A 16,895-nucleotide genomic window follows, 5' to 3' on the forward strand; every position below is an offset into this window, starting at 1 on the left:
TAGCCATGTTCCCTCGGCAAGCCTTTTTCGTGACAGACAGCCGGGTCACAAGCTATCTCCGTCAAAGTTTCAGGCGGTGCTTGATATGGATCGAAGGCGAGGGAGATGTATACATTGATTCGGGTAACCAGGGTTCGCTGTTTGTCGAAAAGAGAATTGATTCTGAACCGAATCCATCGCCTTCGGTTTTAAAGCCTATCATCAAAGGGTTAAAACCATACCAAAACTCAAACTGGCGAGAAATTGTAAATCACAATTTTTCATCTCTCATAACAGGATCCACGTCAAACGATATTGCTCTGGAAGGAAACGAATCTGGCACGCTACATTTCATTGATCTTGAAGCTGAGTCAATTGTCTGGTTCAGCCCAAAGTCACACGATCAGCGGTTCCAGAAAAACCAAAACGGCACATTGATCATTCCAGACGGCGCGTCAATCAAGGAAATCGCGGATATTTGTGATTACAACTTTTCGATGGCGATCACAAACGTGACCTGTACCAACGATTTTGTCATCCGAATTGTTAACCAAGGCATCTGGCATATCTTTGCTGAAAATCTTGACGGCATTCCCGATAATGGCGATGGAGCAGGCGGTGGAGGCGGCGGGGGTAGTAGCAGCAGCTCAGATGGGAATGGTAGCGGCAGCGGCCCCTCATCATCATCTAGCAATGACGCTGAGTACATGCAGTTTGCTAGCTGCTTAACTGGCGATGCGGCTGACTGGTGGCTCGATATTTCCGCATATCAACCCCAAGTATTCGAAATCAACGGTGAATGCTTTGTGCCTTCTGGGCATACAGATAACCCTCCAGGAGCGCTGATACCTTGGACAACGGTCAGTAAATACGATAGCTGTAACGATTGTCATGGATGCTGTAAAACTGGCGATTGTTACTTTCATCCTGATTCAACTGTTAGCGGATATCAGGAAGGTATCTCTGAGTTGGTATCAGAGGGAGAGCGGTTAGAATTTTCGGGATTAGAGTATGTGAGTTGTGGGTCATGGAAAGGCAAAGGCACCTTTAAGACACTTGGAGAAGACGGGTGGAGTGATGGGATAGAAAAGAATGTAGTCGTAACTTATGGTTCAGGTGCATTTTCGATCAATGGGAGTTCGCTGAAAGCAGAAAACTGTGAGTGTGAAAGTGGTCATTATTATTTAGAATTTAACGACCCTGTAGATGGCCCGCATAAAAGCACTCTAACTGTCAGTGTTGATAACAATGATAAATGCGCACAGGATGAGGGCGGTAGTAGTTCATCATCACAAGCGGCTAATATGCCGTCATTAACTGTTCTTGCCAGCAACCCCGCCAACAATGCAATCTGTGAGGCATGTGAAAACTTTTTAGGCTATCAAGATGATAGCAAAGGGGTGAAGTGTGATGCGGTTACATCTTCATGCGGGTGTGTACGATTCTCACAAAGATGCCCTGAAAACAAGTGGGCACCTTCTGTTGAAGCTGTACAGGCCGTAGTCACACCGCCCAAGCCCGAACCACTGATCGTCTTTTATCCCTACGTGCGCGGTGAATTCGGTAATCGTGAGCTGCGGTATTCCATCCGATCTCTTGAAAACATCGAGGGCGATGTCGAAATCTATGTTGTCGGCGATGATCCCGGTATACCGGGTGGGCAGTTTGGGGCGATCAATCACATCCATGTTGAGAAGCGGTCTGGCTCGTTCTGCGACATGTTCTATAAGGCGATCTTGTTTGCCGGTATGCGATTCATGCAGGGCAAACAGTTTCTATGGATGAATGACGATTTTTACTTCGTCAACCACACGCCGCTCAGCTATCTCAAACACGCTAAAGCTTCTGGGCGATACAGCACAAGCTCGGTATCACGTATCACTGAAAACAATAACGGCAAGTGGCAGCAGCTCCGCCAGCGATCACTTGTGAAGCTGCTCGAAACGCGCACCAGAGCGTACGACTACACGGGACACCTTCCCACAGTGTACGACGCGGACAAGCTGCGCGAATTGAACAAGACGTATCAGTTCATTAATGGGCAACTCACACCACAGATCATCTATCACAATCTTTACCCTTCCGGCAAACCATTCGCTGACAGGAAGCAATGCCGCGTTAGAAGTGAAATATCAATAGGTGAACTGCAGTCACAAGCTGAGGACGCTTGTGTTCTGAACCATGTTGCAAGTCAATTCGGTGGCACGGTAGAAAAATATCTCAAAACACGGTTCCCGCACAAGAGCAGATGGGAAGGCTAAGCATGACTGACACGGCAAAAATGGTACTTCATAACAAATGGCTCCCGTGGTTGGCCGCAATTATTGGGTTTTGCGGATTCTTCTACACCTTGGGTGGGCGTGATATTTCACAAGCAGAGCGAGTTTTAGAAAACTCTGAAGATATCAGGTTACTCCAAGACACTAAAGCAGATCGCACGGAGTTAGAGAAAGCGGTTAAAGCCTTAAGCGAAAGCAATATGCGGTTAGACACAAAGACTGAAAAGCTCGCAGAGATTTATGTGATCTTAGCTGAAGTCAAGCAGGGCGTATCGAGCAACAGTCAGCGAACGGACAGAATAGAAAACAAATTGGATCGCTTCATGATGGCGTATCCAGCCAGAAAAGAAGGGCGATAGGCATGAGCAAAATAGATCAGCTTGAAGCAATGGCATTGAGAAACAAGGGCTATAAAAATTCTTTCGGATTAAACCCTGTTAAACGAAAAAAGAAGAAAAGGCAGAAACTCGAATTAGGAGAAGCCACTGATCTAGATTCGCTTATTTCACCATTGTCAAAAACAACACAAAGCCAAGACATTAAAGCAGCAGTCGATAAGGTGATCCTTCCATACAACCAAAACACAAAAGCATCCACACCAATCAAAGGTGGTGGGCTACCTGATGAGAATAGTATAGATCCTCGCGTTGGATTGCATGAATCAAATGTAAACAATAAAAAGAACAAGCCCAAAACCACTAAACCTGAGACTGCAACAGCTCAACCAGTCGGCAAGCCAAATCCAATAATATCAGCAACGCCCCACGTCCAAAGTACTGAAAACAAAGCCTCGATAACACCAATAAAACGGGACGCAACCAATATCCAAACCAAATACACGCCTGAAGGGCAGGAAGCGTTATCATTAGGCATTCGACTATTAGATGATGATTCAATTGCTCGAAATCGTGAGATTGACAACACGCTTGACCGTCTTTCATTGTCCAGTCAAATAGATAGAGGTGACGCAGTCGCTGCAAAGGATATATCTCCACTTACTACCCAGCAGTTACAAAAAATGGGTGTAAATGTGGATTATAGTAACACTCCAGCAGCGCACGCATTAACGAAGTACTACCGTAACGAAAATGAGAAGCAAGGCATCTATCCAACTACGGGTGATTTCTCAACTGATCGACAAGAATGGTCAGCAGATAAAGAAGCTCGAATCAGTGAAGCTGAACAGTGGGCTGCCAATTTAAAAGCAAGGGGCTTGCTTCGCACAACACCTGAACAGGATGCAGAAAATCAAAAGCTGATTGCAGCGAGACGAAACGAATATCATGAATCCGGTCAGGCTGAAGAAGATCGGCAGCGTAAGCAATTTGCAAGAGAACAAAAAACTAGAAGAGCTAATGAATATTTTGATCGCAGGCAAGATCGCCTTGATCAGCGATACGCACAACTTGATGAGCAAAAGCATGTAGGGGCTTTAAAAGATACTATTGATAATGACCCGCTCATAGCATCATTAATCCAAAATCGCACCTATAACGAACAACCCCAACGATCAGAAAACATTAGCCCAATACCTACTGGGCAAAGGCAATCTGTCCACTCCCCGCAGATGAAGGTTGAGGGGCCGATTTCATACACCCCCAAGAAACAAAAAATTACACTGCCAAAGCTCCCCAATAACGCCGCTGACCAGTACGGAAGCCGTATTAGCATTCGTCCGGACTATCAGGTAGGCGGGGCGTACACGGATGAACAAGGCAATCCAATCACATCATTTACGCAATTGCCTCCAGAAGAACAACGGCGTGTTGGGCAATACTGGGCTGGATTTGCTGCGGATATGGGCGACATTGAAGTTGGTAAACACTTTGTTGAAAGTGAAAACGGCATTGTCCCTAATGATGATGGATGGGCACTAATAGGCCGCATTGCACAACATTATGGCGGATGGACATTGTAGGTATTCTTGTTTTCAACATTAATCTATCTTTTGATTAGGCTTAAAAGAGCATGAACAATACATTATCCGAAGCTATGAAAGCAGCAACCCTCGCTGAATCATCCAATATTCAGGGCCATCGAGAAAAGGATGAATCTACACTTGCTGATGCAATGAAAAGCTCGGGTGTATCACAACCCAATATCGTTTCTGATAATGTGACTTCGGCACCTTTGCGCCGTCAGATGACGCAGCGCCAATACAACCAAGTACAGAAGTTGCAGCAAAAAATGGTTGCGGATGCCCAAGCTAGAGGCTCTGTAACTAAGGGTGCTGATGTCGCTAATTTCTATGCGCTTAAAAAACTCGGCCAGCAGAATAACCGCATCGAAAAAAGACCAAACGGCGGCACGCGCATCGTAGCTGGGCATATTGGGAAACCGGAACTTAAAAAACAATATGAAGCTGAAACGCTCGTTCCTATTGATGAACAGAGGTGGTCAAGCATTCAAAAGGCTATGGATGCAAGTAATCCTAGCAATTCACATAACCTTTTGCGTGACCAACTGCATCAGCACGCATCAAAATACGACACCGCCTATAGAAACCTTGATACTATTGGAAAAGGCAAGCGAATCGATCAATACCTTGAACAGATGGGTATGCCTACTTCCGACAAGATCGCCGAATCAAACATTAGAAAAGATCAAATCCAAAAGAGAGGGATTTGGGGTGATGTTTCTTCCGGCTTTGTGCGCTCAGGTCATCAATTTGGCACTGGAGCATGGGGGCTTGTGTCACCTGATGAGGCTAACGCCAGATCTGAATGGTTACAGAAAAACTTAGGCCAAAGCAATACGTTTTCAGAGGGTGTTGGCAGCACTGCTTACAACCTCGCTAAAGCGACAGGGTACTTAAACCCAGCAACCGCTCTGCCTACGATCGCTGCCGATTCTTCGAGCGTCGCAGGTAGCAAACGTATGGAGGCCCAGAACCTACGCGAGCAAGGGTATGAAGTTAGTGGTTGGAATGAGCTTACTTCCGCGGCCGGTGGAGCTGCTACGGAATTTGTGGCCGGTCTTGTAATGCGTGGTATTGTAAAAGGGTCTAGTGCGGTCACTAAACCGCTCGCGTCAAAGTTACCCGCAGCCATTGCGAGTAAGAATCCGAGAGTTGTTGCGGATGTACTTAAAAAAGCCGTCCCCGCGTTTGCAACGAGAGCAGGCATCGTGGGTACATCTGAAGGCGCTGAAGAAGGTTTGACACAAATTGCTCAAAACATGATAGACATGCACACAGGGTTAAAGCGCGAAGGGTCGATATATGACGGTGTTTCGGAATCTGCATGGGAAGGTTTTAAAATCGGCGGCGCACTAGGTGTACTTGGCGGAGCAGCAGATGCAAACTCACGAACAATCGTGAGTAAGGCACACGAATACACAGAGCCTATGCTGGTGCAGCGTATCAAAGAGATCAAAGGCGAGAAGGGTGGTATTAAGCTTACACCACAACTCCTTGAAGACGCGGCAGAAGAAATCCGCTATGAAGTCAATGCTGGGGGTAATGCGGGCGTGGTCATCGATAAGACACTTAATAAGTACGCACAGATGGCAATAGAAGGCAAAACGCCTCTTACAAAAACCAGAGAGGCTCAGTCAACAGAATCCGAACTGACAGAAGTCAAAACCTATCAAACGAACATCCAAAACGCAACCGGCGATAAATCGATCTCACTTAAACATGTTAAGCCTCAAGGCAGGCGTTTTAAGCTCGCCAATTTGGGCGCACATAAGCTCGGCAAGAAGATCCTCTTCATTGAATCAAGCCTTGGTGCAGATAACCCCCTGCCCGCCTCAATGGGCACAGATAAAAATACCATACTTATCGACGTTAACGCGAAATCACCGATGACCTCGCTGGTCAGCCACGAATACGTTCATAGCCTTAGAAAAAGCGATCCCAAGTCATATAACGAGATCGTTTCTAATCTCAAGCAGGTTTCGCCAGATTTGTTAGATCAGAGCGCTCAGCAGTATCTGCGCGATTTGAATGCTGCGACGGATGGGCATCTCGATCTTTCAAAAGATGCTCAAACCGAAGAAGGAGTTGCATATCTCTTTGAACACATGGCCGACAAGACTGAGTTCTGGCAAAACCTCAGAAGACAGAACGAAAGCGCGTTTCATAAGCTGGCAGCCAAGATTCGTGAACTGATTAGTAGACTTGCTAACAACGGTGTTGTGAACGATCGTCTGTCACTGATAGATCAAACTATCGCTGCGGCCGAACAGCAGCAACGAGATGTAGAAACGCAGGCCAAAGATTTGTCTGAACAATCTCAAGCAAGAATACAAAACGGTCAGGGTTCTCTCGCAGATGAAGTTGTAGTTCAGGTCGTTGCAATGGATCAAAAGATTCGTGAATTAAGGGGCAAAGAATACGATGAAGCAATTAGTGGCAGTGAACGGTCTGAACTGGCCGAACTTGTAGCCGAGAGACAACGATTAGTTAAATTATCTGAGGGCACAGACGAAGCAACTGACGGAGTATTGCGGGATGCTACCTTTGGTGAAGATGATTTAGCACCTACACAAGGGGAGCTTGAGACAGAGCCTCAAGAAGGGGCTGGTGAAGGTGATGATGACGAAGTGTCGCAAAGTACGACAGTTTCGCCGAAAAAAGTCGCAGAACAAAGTACTAGAAGTGCTGATACGCAAGGAGTAGAAACGCCCGTAGAAAACAAAAAGAAACGAAAGAAAAATAAACAAAAAACCAAAAACAAGGGGCAAGCAACCAAGATCGAGGATTTTGGAGAAAAAATTGGTGGCGCGAGAAAAGACTATGCACAAACTCTTAAATCATACATTAATACAAACGTCGCAAGTATGGACGATGAGCAGATTGTTAAACAAGCTAAACTTGCCAAAATATTTCCCGCCCCCGACTATCATAAGCTCAAGAAATCAGGTCTAAGTGATCAAAGCCTCATAGCCGTTAAGGTTCTACGCGAATCTATTGGCAGTGCCCCGCAAAAATATCTAAGTCGTAAAAGGGATTGGTTAGAGGCAGCCCAACATAAACGCGACATTGCTATACAAATACTTGACACCAACAATCCCGTTGAAGCGCTCAAATCATTAACGATGAGTGCGCACCACATTTTCAAGTTTACAGAACGGGTTAAGTATCTCAGCGCAATGAATTTCCCTGATATGCCTACAGGTGCAGGCGGCTATCGCATTGGAGGGAGTGATGGGCGTTATTGGGTTGCAAAAGGGAAATCGTACATCGGAGGTGACCACAAAACATATCAAGAAGCTGTCGATGCTATAAAGACTACGCTGGCAGTAACCCCTACGTCGGTCAGGGGTACTAAATTCGATGTTTATCGGCTAAGAAATCATCAGGATAAAAAATACATCGTTGGCAAAAAAATTAAGAGTCAGAATTACATTGATCTGGTTGATGGATTTGCAACAGCGAGCGAGGCTCGCACCTATATCAAAGAGAAACAAGCCGATCTTGAAGATGCATTAGCAAGTGCCAAATATATACCGCCACACCGAAACCAGAAGAATAGTGAACGAATCGGGAGGGACTATAGAAAAGGTCAAGATGTTTCACCCACAAAATTCGCCGATACATTTGGGTTCAGAGGTGTAGAGTTTGGGAACTGGGTTGAGGGCGATCGTAGGCAACAAGATTTAAATGAATCGTATGATGCACTGAGAGACATGGCTACGATTCTGAACATCCCAACCAAGGCAATATCACTGAACGGTGAACTTGGTTTAGCATTTGGATCGCGTGGCCGCAACACAAAAGCGAACGCTCATTATGAGGCAAGCAAGGTTGTTATTAACCTTACAAAAACACGAGGTGCTGGGTCGCTTGCACATGAATGGTTCCATGCTGTTGACAATTATTTTGCCCGAATGCGCAAAGATCCAGATTCGTTTATTACGGACGATCCTAAGCATAGGGCAAATTATCAAACTGGCGAGCCCGATACATCAGTAAGATCAGAAGTTTTAGAAGCGTTTAACAATGTTCTGAAATCAATAAGATCGACAGAGATGGTTTCGCGTGCGAATTCTTTGGATGCAAAGCGCACCGTACCATATTGGAACACGCCGATTGAGCTAGGGGCAAGAGCTTTTGAAAGCTATGTGGTTTATAAAAACCAACAGAATCAATCACATAATGATTATCTAGCAAATGTTATAAGTGAGGAGTTATATGAATCACCTAACAGTTACCCATATCTGAAAACAGATGAAGCAAAGCCTGTTATTGAAGCTTTTGACAATCTATTCAGTACGATCAAAACTAAGAAAACTGACAAAGGCGTGGCGATGTTCGCCGCGGCAAGGCAGCGCGATCCCAGCAAATCCAACCCGAAAGTTCCTCAGAATCTACTTCAACGCTTTGATGAAGATATTCCAGTTATCAAACTCAACAAGGCGCTGTTTTACAAAAAACGAATCTCTAAAGAATCCAAACCCAAACTTAAAAAATGGCTCATGCAGAGAGCTAAAAAACTAATACACGGCAATCACAAAAACAAGGATACCGGCTGGACAATCAACGTATCCAGTGCAGGTATACGCCACGCAATTTCAAAAGGTCAAAAAGAATTATCATTTGAATTAGTACGCGCTATAGAGCCAATGATTCATAACGCTATTCTCGTAGAATCAAATCATGACGCGAGCAACAGAGACACAATCAAAGCGTTCCACCATATGTATGTGCCTGTACAAATTGGGAATGATCTACATCGAGTCACCCTGACCATACGCGAAACCAGAGATGGGCATAAATACTACGATCATGATGGGATAAAAATAGAGCCTGCACACACGAGCGGGATTCCGAAGACTCCACGCTCTTCTAAGGCAGGCTCTAAGATAACTATCGGCCAGCTACTCGAAAAAGTCAAGCTTGACAACGGCAAAGCTGTCATAAACACCAACGAAAGACAGGATAAGCCTAAATTTGCAGCAGCCTATCATGGTTCAGCACACGATTTTGATGCATTTACTACACAGCGCATCGGTACAGGTGAAGGTGCCCAAGCCTATGGGTGGGGCATGTATTTCGCAGGGAATAAGAAGGTCGCTGAGTGGTATAAGGAAAAACTGGCAAGAAAAAGTGAACGTCAGGTTGCGTGGGATTTAGAATCTAAGGCTAGTAAGCTTGGTGTTGTTATAAGCAAGATCAGCAACGGTCAATTCCCTAGGGAGTTGGAGCTTAGGGCAAAATCAGAGATGCGACGTATATTACGCCAAGCCAGCTTAGATTGGACGAGAGGGCAAAGCGACACACTTAACGCGTTAAAGAAACAATCGCGTGTTTCAAAAAACAAGATGCATCTTGCTGACTCTGCGTTGCTGGATGCTAACGAACACAGCCACACTCTCGCGGCTATTGAAGATTTGAAAATTGATGGCGATTTTGCGGCTATTGATTATTTAGCATCCAAAGCTGCAATACAAATACTGGAAGACGGCACCTTGAGTCTTTCGGGGCAAGGCAAACTCTACCAAGTAGACCTAAAGCCAGAAGAACACGAATACTTATCTTGGGATAAACCGCTCTCAGAACAAAACGAAACCGTTAAGAACGCTCTCGCTAATATACCACCGAAGATCAGAAAACAAATTAACGAATCACTTGAATACCACGACACCCCTTCACTAGATGAAATGCTTGCAGACAATATCTATAGCGGGCGTGATTTATATCTGGCTCTAAAACACTACGATGTTCATGAAGCACTGCCGCCAGAGGTTAAGGGGTCTAGCTGGGCTGGCGGCGATACCACATACGCTAAACACACATCCCTCTATCTAAAGTCACTTGGTATACGCGGTATTAAGTTTTTAGATGGAGCAAGCCGTAAAAAAGGAGAGGGAGATTCTAACTATGTAATCTTCGATGATGCAGATGTAGAGGTAACCGCAAAATTTGCAGTCGCAGGCGAAACTAATTATTCATCCAATGGATTCGATACCCCAACACCAGGCCGATTTGAACACTTCCTATACCTCACGCAAGATCACCTACGTCCACTCAAGAACTTGCAAGCACAGATCGTCAAACAAAAAGGCAAACTGGACGACACTTCCAATCCATATCAGAAAGAAGAACTACGTCGTAAAAAAACGCAAAATCACCTTCAGGCGATCCAGAACAAATACGTTGACCCGATACTCAAAGTAGCAAAACTATACAAGATCGCATTGCCACAAATCGACGAATACCTGCAAGCGCGTCACGCGCCTGAGCGTAACCGTGAGCTGTCTATCTCGCACCGTAAAAAAGACGTTTATGCCGGGAAACAACGCAGCACCGGCAAACTCTGGACAGATGAGTATGCACGGGAATATGTGCAGAAAATCGAATCCTCAAAGAAAGGCGCGGCCTACAAGAAAATCGCCCGTTTGCATGACCAGATGAACCGAGAAACCGTAGAACTTTGGCGAGAATCAGGTCTTGTCTCAGAAGATGTTTATGATGCGCTGAATACCAAGTACGAGTTCTATACGCCCCTGAAAACCGATCTTGAAGAATTAGCCGACAAGCCGTTCTCAGGTATCGGCATGGGGATTGATATTCGGGGTAACGAGTTTAAACGCGCCTTTGGCCGCAAATCTGCCGCAGGTTCATCACTCACCTTTGCAATCACATCCGCGCAAACCGCGATCATACGAGCAGAAAAAGCGAAAGTCGGGCGCACCTTCTACAAACTCGTCAAAGAAAACCCCAACCCCAATCTTTGGTCAATTGATGAGAAACCATCCAAACTCGCTTTTGATGAACAGGGAATAATCACGCAAGTCGTGGACGAGTCTCACAAGTACAAAGACAACGTCTTTGCAGTTAAAGTTGATGGGAAAGTTCATCACATCACAATCAATAATCCCGAATATCACAGTGTAGCAAGAGCGCTCAAGAATCTTGATCTGGAAGGCCAGAATGAATTTATCCGTGGGTTAGGTGTCGCAAACAGATTCCTAGCTTCAATGTCTACTAGATGGAACCCATTCTTCGCACCTGTCAATATGGTGCGCGATGTTGGTTCTGCTTCGCTTACATTAACAGGCGAAAAAGGCATACAGCAAACAGCCAAAGTTCTGGCTAAAACTCCATTTGCGATGGGTGCAGTTTGGCGAGGATTGCGTAAGGGATACACAGCCCAAAGAAACAAAAAGGGGTATCGTGACGGGAATCGGAAGTGGGATAAGATTTACAAAGAATACCGAGATAGCGGCGCTCCGGTCGCGTTCATTGATCTACAAAGTTATGAAACGACAAAGAAGGAAATTGATCGTGACCTTAAGGCACTAGATCAATCTAAACTATCTCCCAAAAAGGCACCATATCTACTCTACAAGGTGTTTCAGAAATACGCGCACTTCACAGAGGACATCAATGAAGTGTTTGAGAACGCTGTACGTGTTGCAGCTTATCAACACGCTCGCGAATCTGGCATGACGCAGGATCAGTCCGCATCTTATGCGAAGAACCTGACCACCAATTTCGAGCGAAAAGGCGTTTATAGCCCAGTAATTTCTTCTTTGTATATGTTCGCTAATGCGCAAGTGCAAGGTAACTACCGAGTGGTTAGCTCAGCCAAAAACCACAAGGGGACTCGTAAGGTTGTAGCGTCGCTCGTTGCTGCTGCAGCCCTACAAGATGTGATTAACCGAGCCGTCGCGGGTGAAGATGAAGATGGTGAGAACTACTACGATAAGATTCCTGAGTACACCAAACGAAACTACATCATTCTGATGCTTCCCTTTAGTGAAGGCCAGCACATAAAAATTCCATCGCCCTTCATCTATAACCTTGCAACAACAGTTGGGCGTAATCTCAACTCATCGGTATACGGCACTACTTCACCGATTGAAGGGTCGGTCAATATGATCAACTCGGCCTTTGATACATTCAATCCGACGGGCACCGCAGAGAACACACTCGACACAATCACCCCCACTGTATTCAGGCCGTGGCTACAAAGCGCACAGAACCGTAACTGGACGGGTAATCCGATTATGCCAGAAGGCTCGGCTTTTGCAGCTTACGACAACCCGGACTCCCAGAAGTATTGGCGTTCTGTAAGCCCTTCGCTGCGTAATATGATGGAGATGATTAACTATTGGACGGGAGGCGATGAGGATGAGAGTGGGTTGATTGACGTGTCGCCAGAAACTGTTGAACACTATCTTAAAAGCTGGTCAGGTGGTGCGGGTGCATCACTAATGCGTATCTGGAATGTTGGCGACAAGTGGTATCACGGAGAGCCAGTTGGCACATACGAGATGCCGCTTGTGCGCCGGTTCTATGGAGGAAACAATCCGAGATACTACCGCGATCGTTTCTATAAGTGGGGTGAGGAAATTGCACGCGAGAAGGAGCGTGTCGAGGGCAAAGACAAGAAGAAAAAGATTGGATGGAACCACCAACGAGCGACAGCGTTTGCAAGAATGCAGGCAGAATTCAATAACATCAAAAAGCGGGTACGTAAGCTTAAGAAAGATCGTGAGGGGATCACCGATTCTGAGAAGAAGAAAACTTTTGATATGCGGATTGACAAGATGTATATCCTGTTCAATAAGAAGATGGTTGGTTTAGAAAAGCGTTTCAGTTAGAAATAGTAAATCGTTTCTCGCTTGCCCACCTGTTATCTTGGGGATGGATTTCAGGTGGGTTCTTCCGTGTTGGCATCTTCGGCATCGCCATACGACGGGAGAGTAGCGTAAGCAGGTGATCTAGCTGATCGCGATGATAATAGAGTTTTCCCCCCTGCCCTACGTAGAACGGTTGTAATTCGTATTCATCACGAAGGCTATTAAATTTACGAACACCTACACAGATATATGTAGCCGCTTCTTGTAGCGTCATGATGTCTTCATGCTTCTTGATGTGTTCTTTATTCAACCTCACCATTTCAAATCTCACTGATTCTAATAACTACTTTCCCGCCTTTATATTTCGACTTCCTAGAAACGCGAATCTCATCAAACTGTGAATCGTTTTCAATCACACCCGCTTTCTCAATCGCATCAAGTAACGCTTTAAGGATGTTGTCTAAGTCTCGTTTTCTTCCGTCTGGCGGGTACGCATCAATCTCCAAGCTTGCTTTTTCTGTAAAAGGTTCTTTAGTTTGTGAGTTAGCGATCAGACCCACAGTGTTTCGATACGCCCGCCCCCGTTCATCTATTATCATCCCCCTGCGGGTTCGTTTGTAATAGTGATTGATTGTTGGCGGATAAGGCAATTCCATCTCTAACATTGGCTTGATCAAGATTATCTTCTTTCACAAACCACCCTGACCGTGGGTTTCTGTAAATTCCGATTCGGTTCATCTTCTCTTCAAACTCTTTTGGCTTGCGTTTTCTTATCCCGCACCCTCTTGTGATATGTCCCTGCGTTACATCTGGATAGTCCCGCACGTATTGCCGGATGATTTCAACATCAATATCGTCAATCTTCTTAATCTCACGCTTCACCACTGACTTACTTTTATCTGTCGTGCCTTGTGGCCAGAGTTTTAGAAGCAAACAATACTCAGCATAGATATCTCTAAACTCTGGCTTGAAACGCATGGGTTGCTTAAGCCATTTCCATGTTCCTTGCTCTGTTAGCACCACATAGCCCCAACCGTCATCGCAGTTGTGAAAGTTGTAGACGTAATCGATAAGTTTTTGCGCATCAAACGCGGATTCGTGGGATACCCGAACCCTGAATGACCCCATCGCCCTTACCCCCAGTTTTCGTATGGGTTTCATTAAATCATTTTTACCATCGGATAAGCTGTCTTTAATTTCAAATATGCAGCTATCGGTATGCCATACACTCTCATCGCGGCCTTCGTCTTGTGGAAACACGCCTTCTATATATGAAGTCCAGCAAGCAAATACATCAGGCTTCTCAGAGTGCTGCGCTGAGTTAAGAACTGCTCGTAATAATTGCGGATCTGTCGCTATCCGCGAGCAACCTAAATCACGAGCTAAAATTGCGGTTTGCTTGATAACCGAAGCGTGATTGTGTTTAAGTGGGAGAATCATGTTTTACCTCGTTATATCTATGCGTCACCAAACTTTCACCTAACATTTATTGTATCAATACTGAGATTTTGTTTGGGGCGATGGGATGTTTACACACTACTCAGCGGCTTTACTCATTGCCTTCCTCCTGATTGGCTGGCTGATTTTGTCGTTTTCGGTAAACCCGTTGAAATGCCGCACATCCCGCATTTGTCCAACCAATGGCATGGGTTAGCTCTTCTCTGTATAACGCTCCTTTTTTAATCAATGCCTCAATGGTTTCCGCAACACCAATACGCTCTGTCTGACTGGGCATCAGCGATCGAAACACGCATTGATTAGGGTTGTCGTACATGCGACACACATTTACTGCGGCATCCTGCTGTTCTGGTGTCAGGCTATTTTCGATTTCAGCAGCAAGCTTTAACATCTTTTGATATTGCTCATTGGTCATCCACCAGCCTCCCCTCCGTCTCTAGATATGAAATAAGGTGCTTTTGTACAATTTGACGGCATGGTTTGATTATTGTCTGCCAGTCATTAACTGTTTCAGAGTCTCCAAATAATCCTGTTGGAATTTCTGCGCCACTTAGTTCAACGGAACATGTCTCCGCGAGCGATTCGTCGCTCATTTCCCTGATCCCGCGCTTTGTGTATTGCTCACCCATCTACCAGCCTCCCCTCTGCCTGTAGGTGGGTGAGGAGGGCGAAACGTGTCATGTGCAAAGGCTGATTGAAGCACGCCCAAATCGCGTAGACTCCACGTTCCTTTTTCGTACCTGACAAGCAAGCCGATTGAATGCGATCAGCAAACCCAGCCTTTGCCGCATATCCGTATCTACCAACAAGACGGGCAACGACTATTGCCAAATGATCTTGGTTGCCTGTTGGGTTCCATACGGTCTTTCTGCTGTAACCTTTCTTCCATTCGAACAAATAGGATTCGTGGTCGGGGCTTAGCCATATGCCGTTGTAGAGCGTCCAATCCATCAACTCAGCAGCCACCGTATTAAGTTCTTCCTCCCCCATCCCCTCTATCTCTTGTACTGTGTATTTGGCTTTCATTGCCTGCTCCCTCTATGTGTTGCTAGTGACGCAGCGAGTACGCCAGCCGAAACGAATATTCCTATGTAGATTGCCGTGATCCAATCTCTTGAATCAGTCGATTCATATATCAATCGAGCGATGCAGTACGCAATGCAGTAGATCGTGATCCTTTTGATGTACTTCATGTGGCGATCATTCCTCTATCCCTGTAGATGGAGTGCCCCAATCAACATCAACGGAAACTTTTATTTTTGGTATATCAGGAAGCACTTCATGCAACTTCATATCCAAAGCGGAAGCAATCGCATATAAAGTGGCAAGTGGCGGGCGCTGGCGACCAGCTTCAATATTCGCAATCGTTACACGCGTCACCCCTACATGCCCTGCCAATGCATCTTGACTCATACCGGTTTTCTGACGTTTACCCGCAAGAGCATTGCCCACTTTTCTATAAAGCTCATCAGAGAATATTTTCATATCTAGTAATTGCATCTCACTCCCCCCTCTCTTTGATAGCCAGGGCGAGGAGTACATCAGCCAATGCGCGGGCTTTGGTGGCGGTGGGGGCTGAAAATGTAGCAGCTTCACATATAATCATGTCCCTTGGCTTCATTTCTAACATCTCGAATATGGCTTGCTTGTATCCAAGCCACAAGCTGAATCTGCCTGCTGGCCAAAACTCATTAATTGAGAACACCTTCCTCTCCACCGCAAGCAGTGCGTTAGCGTCGGTGAGGGGGTCGCTACTGCGCCGGTGATATTCGATTCGATCCTCCCAAAACGAATCCACATCACCTGACGAACATCCGCAGTCCTTACCATCAGGCGTGATCAAGATTGACCCTATACCGTTTGGCCCGGCCTCCACTCGCCATCCAAGCGCCTGAATAAGAGTCTTCCTCACCTCGTCGTCTGCCATTGTGTTGGATTTATCCGACATACTGACCTCCTATCTGGGTCGTATCTTTCGCACGTTTATCTACTGGCATGACAAGTGCTTTTATATTGACAAGATAATTGTGGTATTCATGCGGGCTAAAGCATGAGCACGTATTAACTGTTGCGGTCAATAACACAGCGTCCGCATCACCTCGCAGCGCCATGTCTACGTGCTGATCAATCTCGTCCATTGCTGTAATCTGTCGGCACATGCAGATTGCATTTAATACCTTACTGACAAGCACCGCCCCAAAACGTACTGACTCCGAGAAGTTGGCCGTTTTCTCATGAACACATCTAATCTCAAGTACCTGTTCAACAGGCGGGAACATCATCTCGCAACATGTTGAATTGAAGTGAATCTCTGCGAAATCAGTTTTAAAGAAATAACGGTTTTGGCCAGTTGCAACCAGTGATATGCTCACCCCCTCAATATCATCTACTGGCAGCATATCAATGACTGCAGGCGGTATCACACAGTCAAAATCATCACCAACGCTTTCCGGATCTTCATAATCAGCAATCAGGCAATGCGCACTGTCGGTGATTTCCATTCGAATCTGTTGCCCGTTTTTTATTACATGAACACCGCTGTTCATGTATTTCGTGTCCTCAGCCGCGGCTATCTCCTTTAATGGTTTGATAATTGTTAGAATTTCGCACTGTGTATTAGCTGTCGTCTGTTTAGTTGTCATCTAT

12 protein-coding genes are annotated in these 16,895 nt (G+C 45.7%); 4 read left to right on the forward strand and 8 right to left on the reverse strand.

Going from position 1 to position 16,895, the window contains the following annotated elements; genetic code table 11:
• The first annotated feature begins 5 nt into the window (after positions 1–5).
• From KS4_RS11155 to KS4_RS11170, 4 genes are read left to right on the forward strand one after another with little or no spacing between them, the layout of a single operon-like run.
• Positions 6–2,240: a hypothetical protein gene (locus tag KS4_RS11155; RefSeq protein ID WP_145077988.1), complete on the forward strand. Its 2,235-nt coding sequence runs from the start codon at positions 6–8 to the stop codon at positions 2,238–2,240.
• A gap of 2 nt (positions 2,241–2,242) precedes the next feature.
• Positions 2,243–2,617: a hypothetical protein gene (locus KS4_RS11160; protein WP_145077990.1), complete on the forward strand. Its 375-nt coding sequence runs from the start codon at positions 2,243–2,245 to the stop codon at positions 2,615–2,617.
• 2 nt (positions 2,618–2,619) lie between these two features.
• Positions 2,620–4,176, forward strand: a complete 1,557-nt coding sequence (locus KS4_RS11165; RefSeq protein ID WP_145077992.1) for a hypothetical protein — start codon at positions 2,620–2,622, stop codon at positions 4,174–4,176.
• A 50-nt stretch (positions 4,177–4,226) separates the two neighbouring features.
• Positions 4,227–12,812 (forward strand): LPD38 domain-containing protein, encoded by an 8,586-nt coding sequence (locus tag KS4_RS11170; RefSeq protein ID WP_145077994.1) that lies wholly within the window; start codon positions 4,227–4,229, stop codon positions 12,810–12,812.
• Here KS4_RS11170 and KS4_RS11175 read toward each other — a convergent pair.
• The 8 genes from KS4_RS11175 to KS4_RS11210 form a co-directional block, all read right to left on the reverse strand.
• The gene (locus KS4_RS11175) at positions 12,805–13,110 is read right to left on the reverse strand and encodes a helix-turn-helix domain-containing protein (protein WP_145077996.1); all 306 of its coding nucleotides are present in this window, start codon (positions 13,108–13,110) and stop codon (positions 12,805–12,807) included. The genes KS4_RS11170 and KS4_RS11175 overlap by 8 nt on opposite strands.
• 1 nt (position 13,111) lies before the next feature.
• Positions 13,112–13,390 (reverse strand): RusA family crossover junction endodeoxyribonuclease, encoded by a 279-nt coding sequence (locus KS4_RS11180; RefSeq protein ID WP_234698795.1) that lies wholly within the window; start codon positions 13,388–13,390, stop codon positions 13,112–13,114.
• On the reverse strand, positions 13,377–14,231 hold the full coding sequence (locus KS4_RS11185; RefSeq protein ID WP_145078000.1) for a hypothetical protein: 855 nt from the start codon (positions 14,229–14,231) through the stop codon (positions 13,377–13,379). The genes KS4_RS11180 and KS4_RS11185 overlap by 14 nt, the downstream gene beginning before the upstream one ends.
• Before the next feature lie 109 nt (positions 14,232–14,340).
• Positions 14,341–14,664, reverse strand: coding sequence for a hypothetical protein (locus KS4_RS11190; protein WP_145078002.1), 324 nt, complete (start codon positions 14,662–14,664; stop codon positions 14,341–14,343).
• 206 nt (positions 14,665–14,870) lie between these two features.
• On the reverse strand, positions 14,871–15,275 hold the full coding sequence (locus KS4_RS11195; RefSeq protein WP_145078004.1) for a hypothetical protein: 405 nt from the start codon (positions 15,273–15,275) through the stop codon (positions 14,871–14,873).
• 174 nt (positions 15,276–15,449) lie between these two features.
• Complete coding sequence (locus tag KS4_RS11200; RefSeq protein WP_200761178.1) at positions 15,450–15,749, reverse strand: helix-turn-helix transcriptional regulator; 300 nt, start codon at positions 15,747–15,749, stop codon at positions 15,450–15,452.
• Between the two features lies 1 nt (position 15,750).
• Positions 15,751–16,197 carry a hypothetical protein gene (locus KS4_RS11205; RefSeq protein WP_145078008.1) on the reverse strand — a complete coding sequence of 149 codons (447 nt, stop codon included), beginning with the start codon at positions 16,195–16,197 and terminating at the stop codon, positions 15,751–15,753.
• Entirely contained in the window at positions 16,187–16,891 is a 705-nt protein-coding gene (locus tag KS4_RS11210; RefSeq protein WP_145078010.1) for a beta clamp domain-containing protein, read from the reverse strand. Before KS4_RS11210 ends, KS4_RS11205 begins: the two co-directional genes overlap by 11 nt.
• Between the last annotated feature and the right edge of the window lie 4 nt (positions 16,892–16,895).

The organism is Poriferisphaera corsica, assembly GCF_007747445.1.
GTDB classification, from domain to species: Bacteria; Planctomycetota; Phycisphaerae; order Phycisphaerales; family Phycisphaeraceae; genus Poriferisphaera; species Poriferisphaera corsica.

Excerpts from the sequence above, each read along its gene's own strand:
- KS4_RS11155 (WP_145077988.1), top strand. The coding sequence starts at position 6 with ATGTTCCCTCGGCAAGCCTTTTTCGTGACAGACAGCCGGGTCACAAGC.
- KS4_RS11160 (WP_145077990.1), top strand. The coding sequence starts at position 2,243 with ATGACTGACACGGCAAAAATGGTACTTCATAACAAATGGCTCCCGTGG.
- KS4_RS11165 (WP_145077992.1), top strand. The coding sequence starts at position 2,620 with ATGAGCAAAATAGATCAGCTTGAAGCAATGGCATTGAGAAACAAGGGC.
- KS4_RS11170 (WP_145077994.1), top strand. The coding sequence starts at position 4,227 with ATGAACAATACATTATCCGAAGCTATGAAAGCAGCAACCCTCGCTGAA.
- KS4_RS11175 (WP_145077996.1), bottom strand. The coding sequence starts at position 13,110 with ATGGTGAGGTTGAATAAAGAACACATCAAGAAGCATGAAGACATCATG.
- KS4_RS11180 (WP_234698795.1), bottom strand. The coding sequence starts at position 13,390 with ATGATAATAGATGAACGGGGGCGGGCGTATCGAAACACTGTGGGTCTG.
- KS4_RS11185 (WP_145078000.1), bottom strand. The coding sequence starts at position 14,231 with ATGATTCTCCCACTTAAACACAATCACGCTTCGGTTATCAAGCAAACC.
- KS4_RS11190 (WP_145078002.1), bottom strand. The coding sequence starts at position 14,664 with ATGACCAATGAGCAATATCAAAAGATGTTAAAGCTTGCTGCTGAAATC.
- KS4_RS11195 (WP_145078004.1), bottom strand. The coding sequence starts at position 15,275 with ATGAAAGCCAAATACACAGTACAAGAGATAGAGGGGATGGGGGAGGAA.
- KS4_RS11200 (WP_200761178.1), bottom strand. The coding sequence starts at position 15,749 with ATGCAATTACTAGATATGAAAATATTCTCTGATGAGCTTTATAGAAAA.
- KS4_RS11205 (WP_145078008.1), bottom strand. The coding sequence starts at position 16,197 with ATGTCGGATAAATCCAACACAATGGCAGACGACGAGGTGAGGAAGACT.
- KS4_RS11210 (WP_145078010.1), bottom strand. The coding sequence starts at position 16,891 with ATGACAACTAAACAGACGACAGCTAATACACAGTGCGAAATTCTAACA.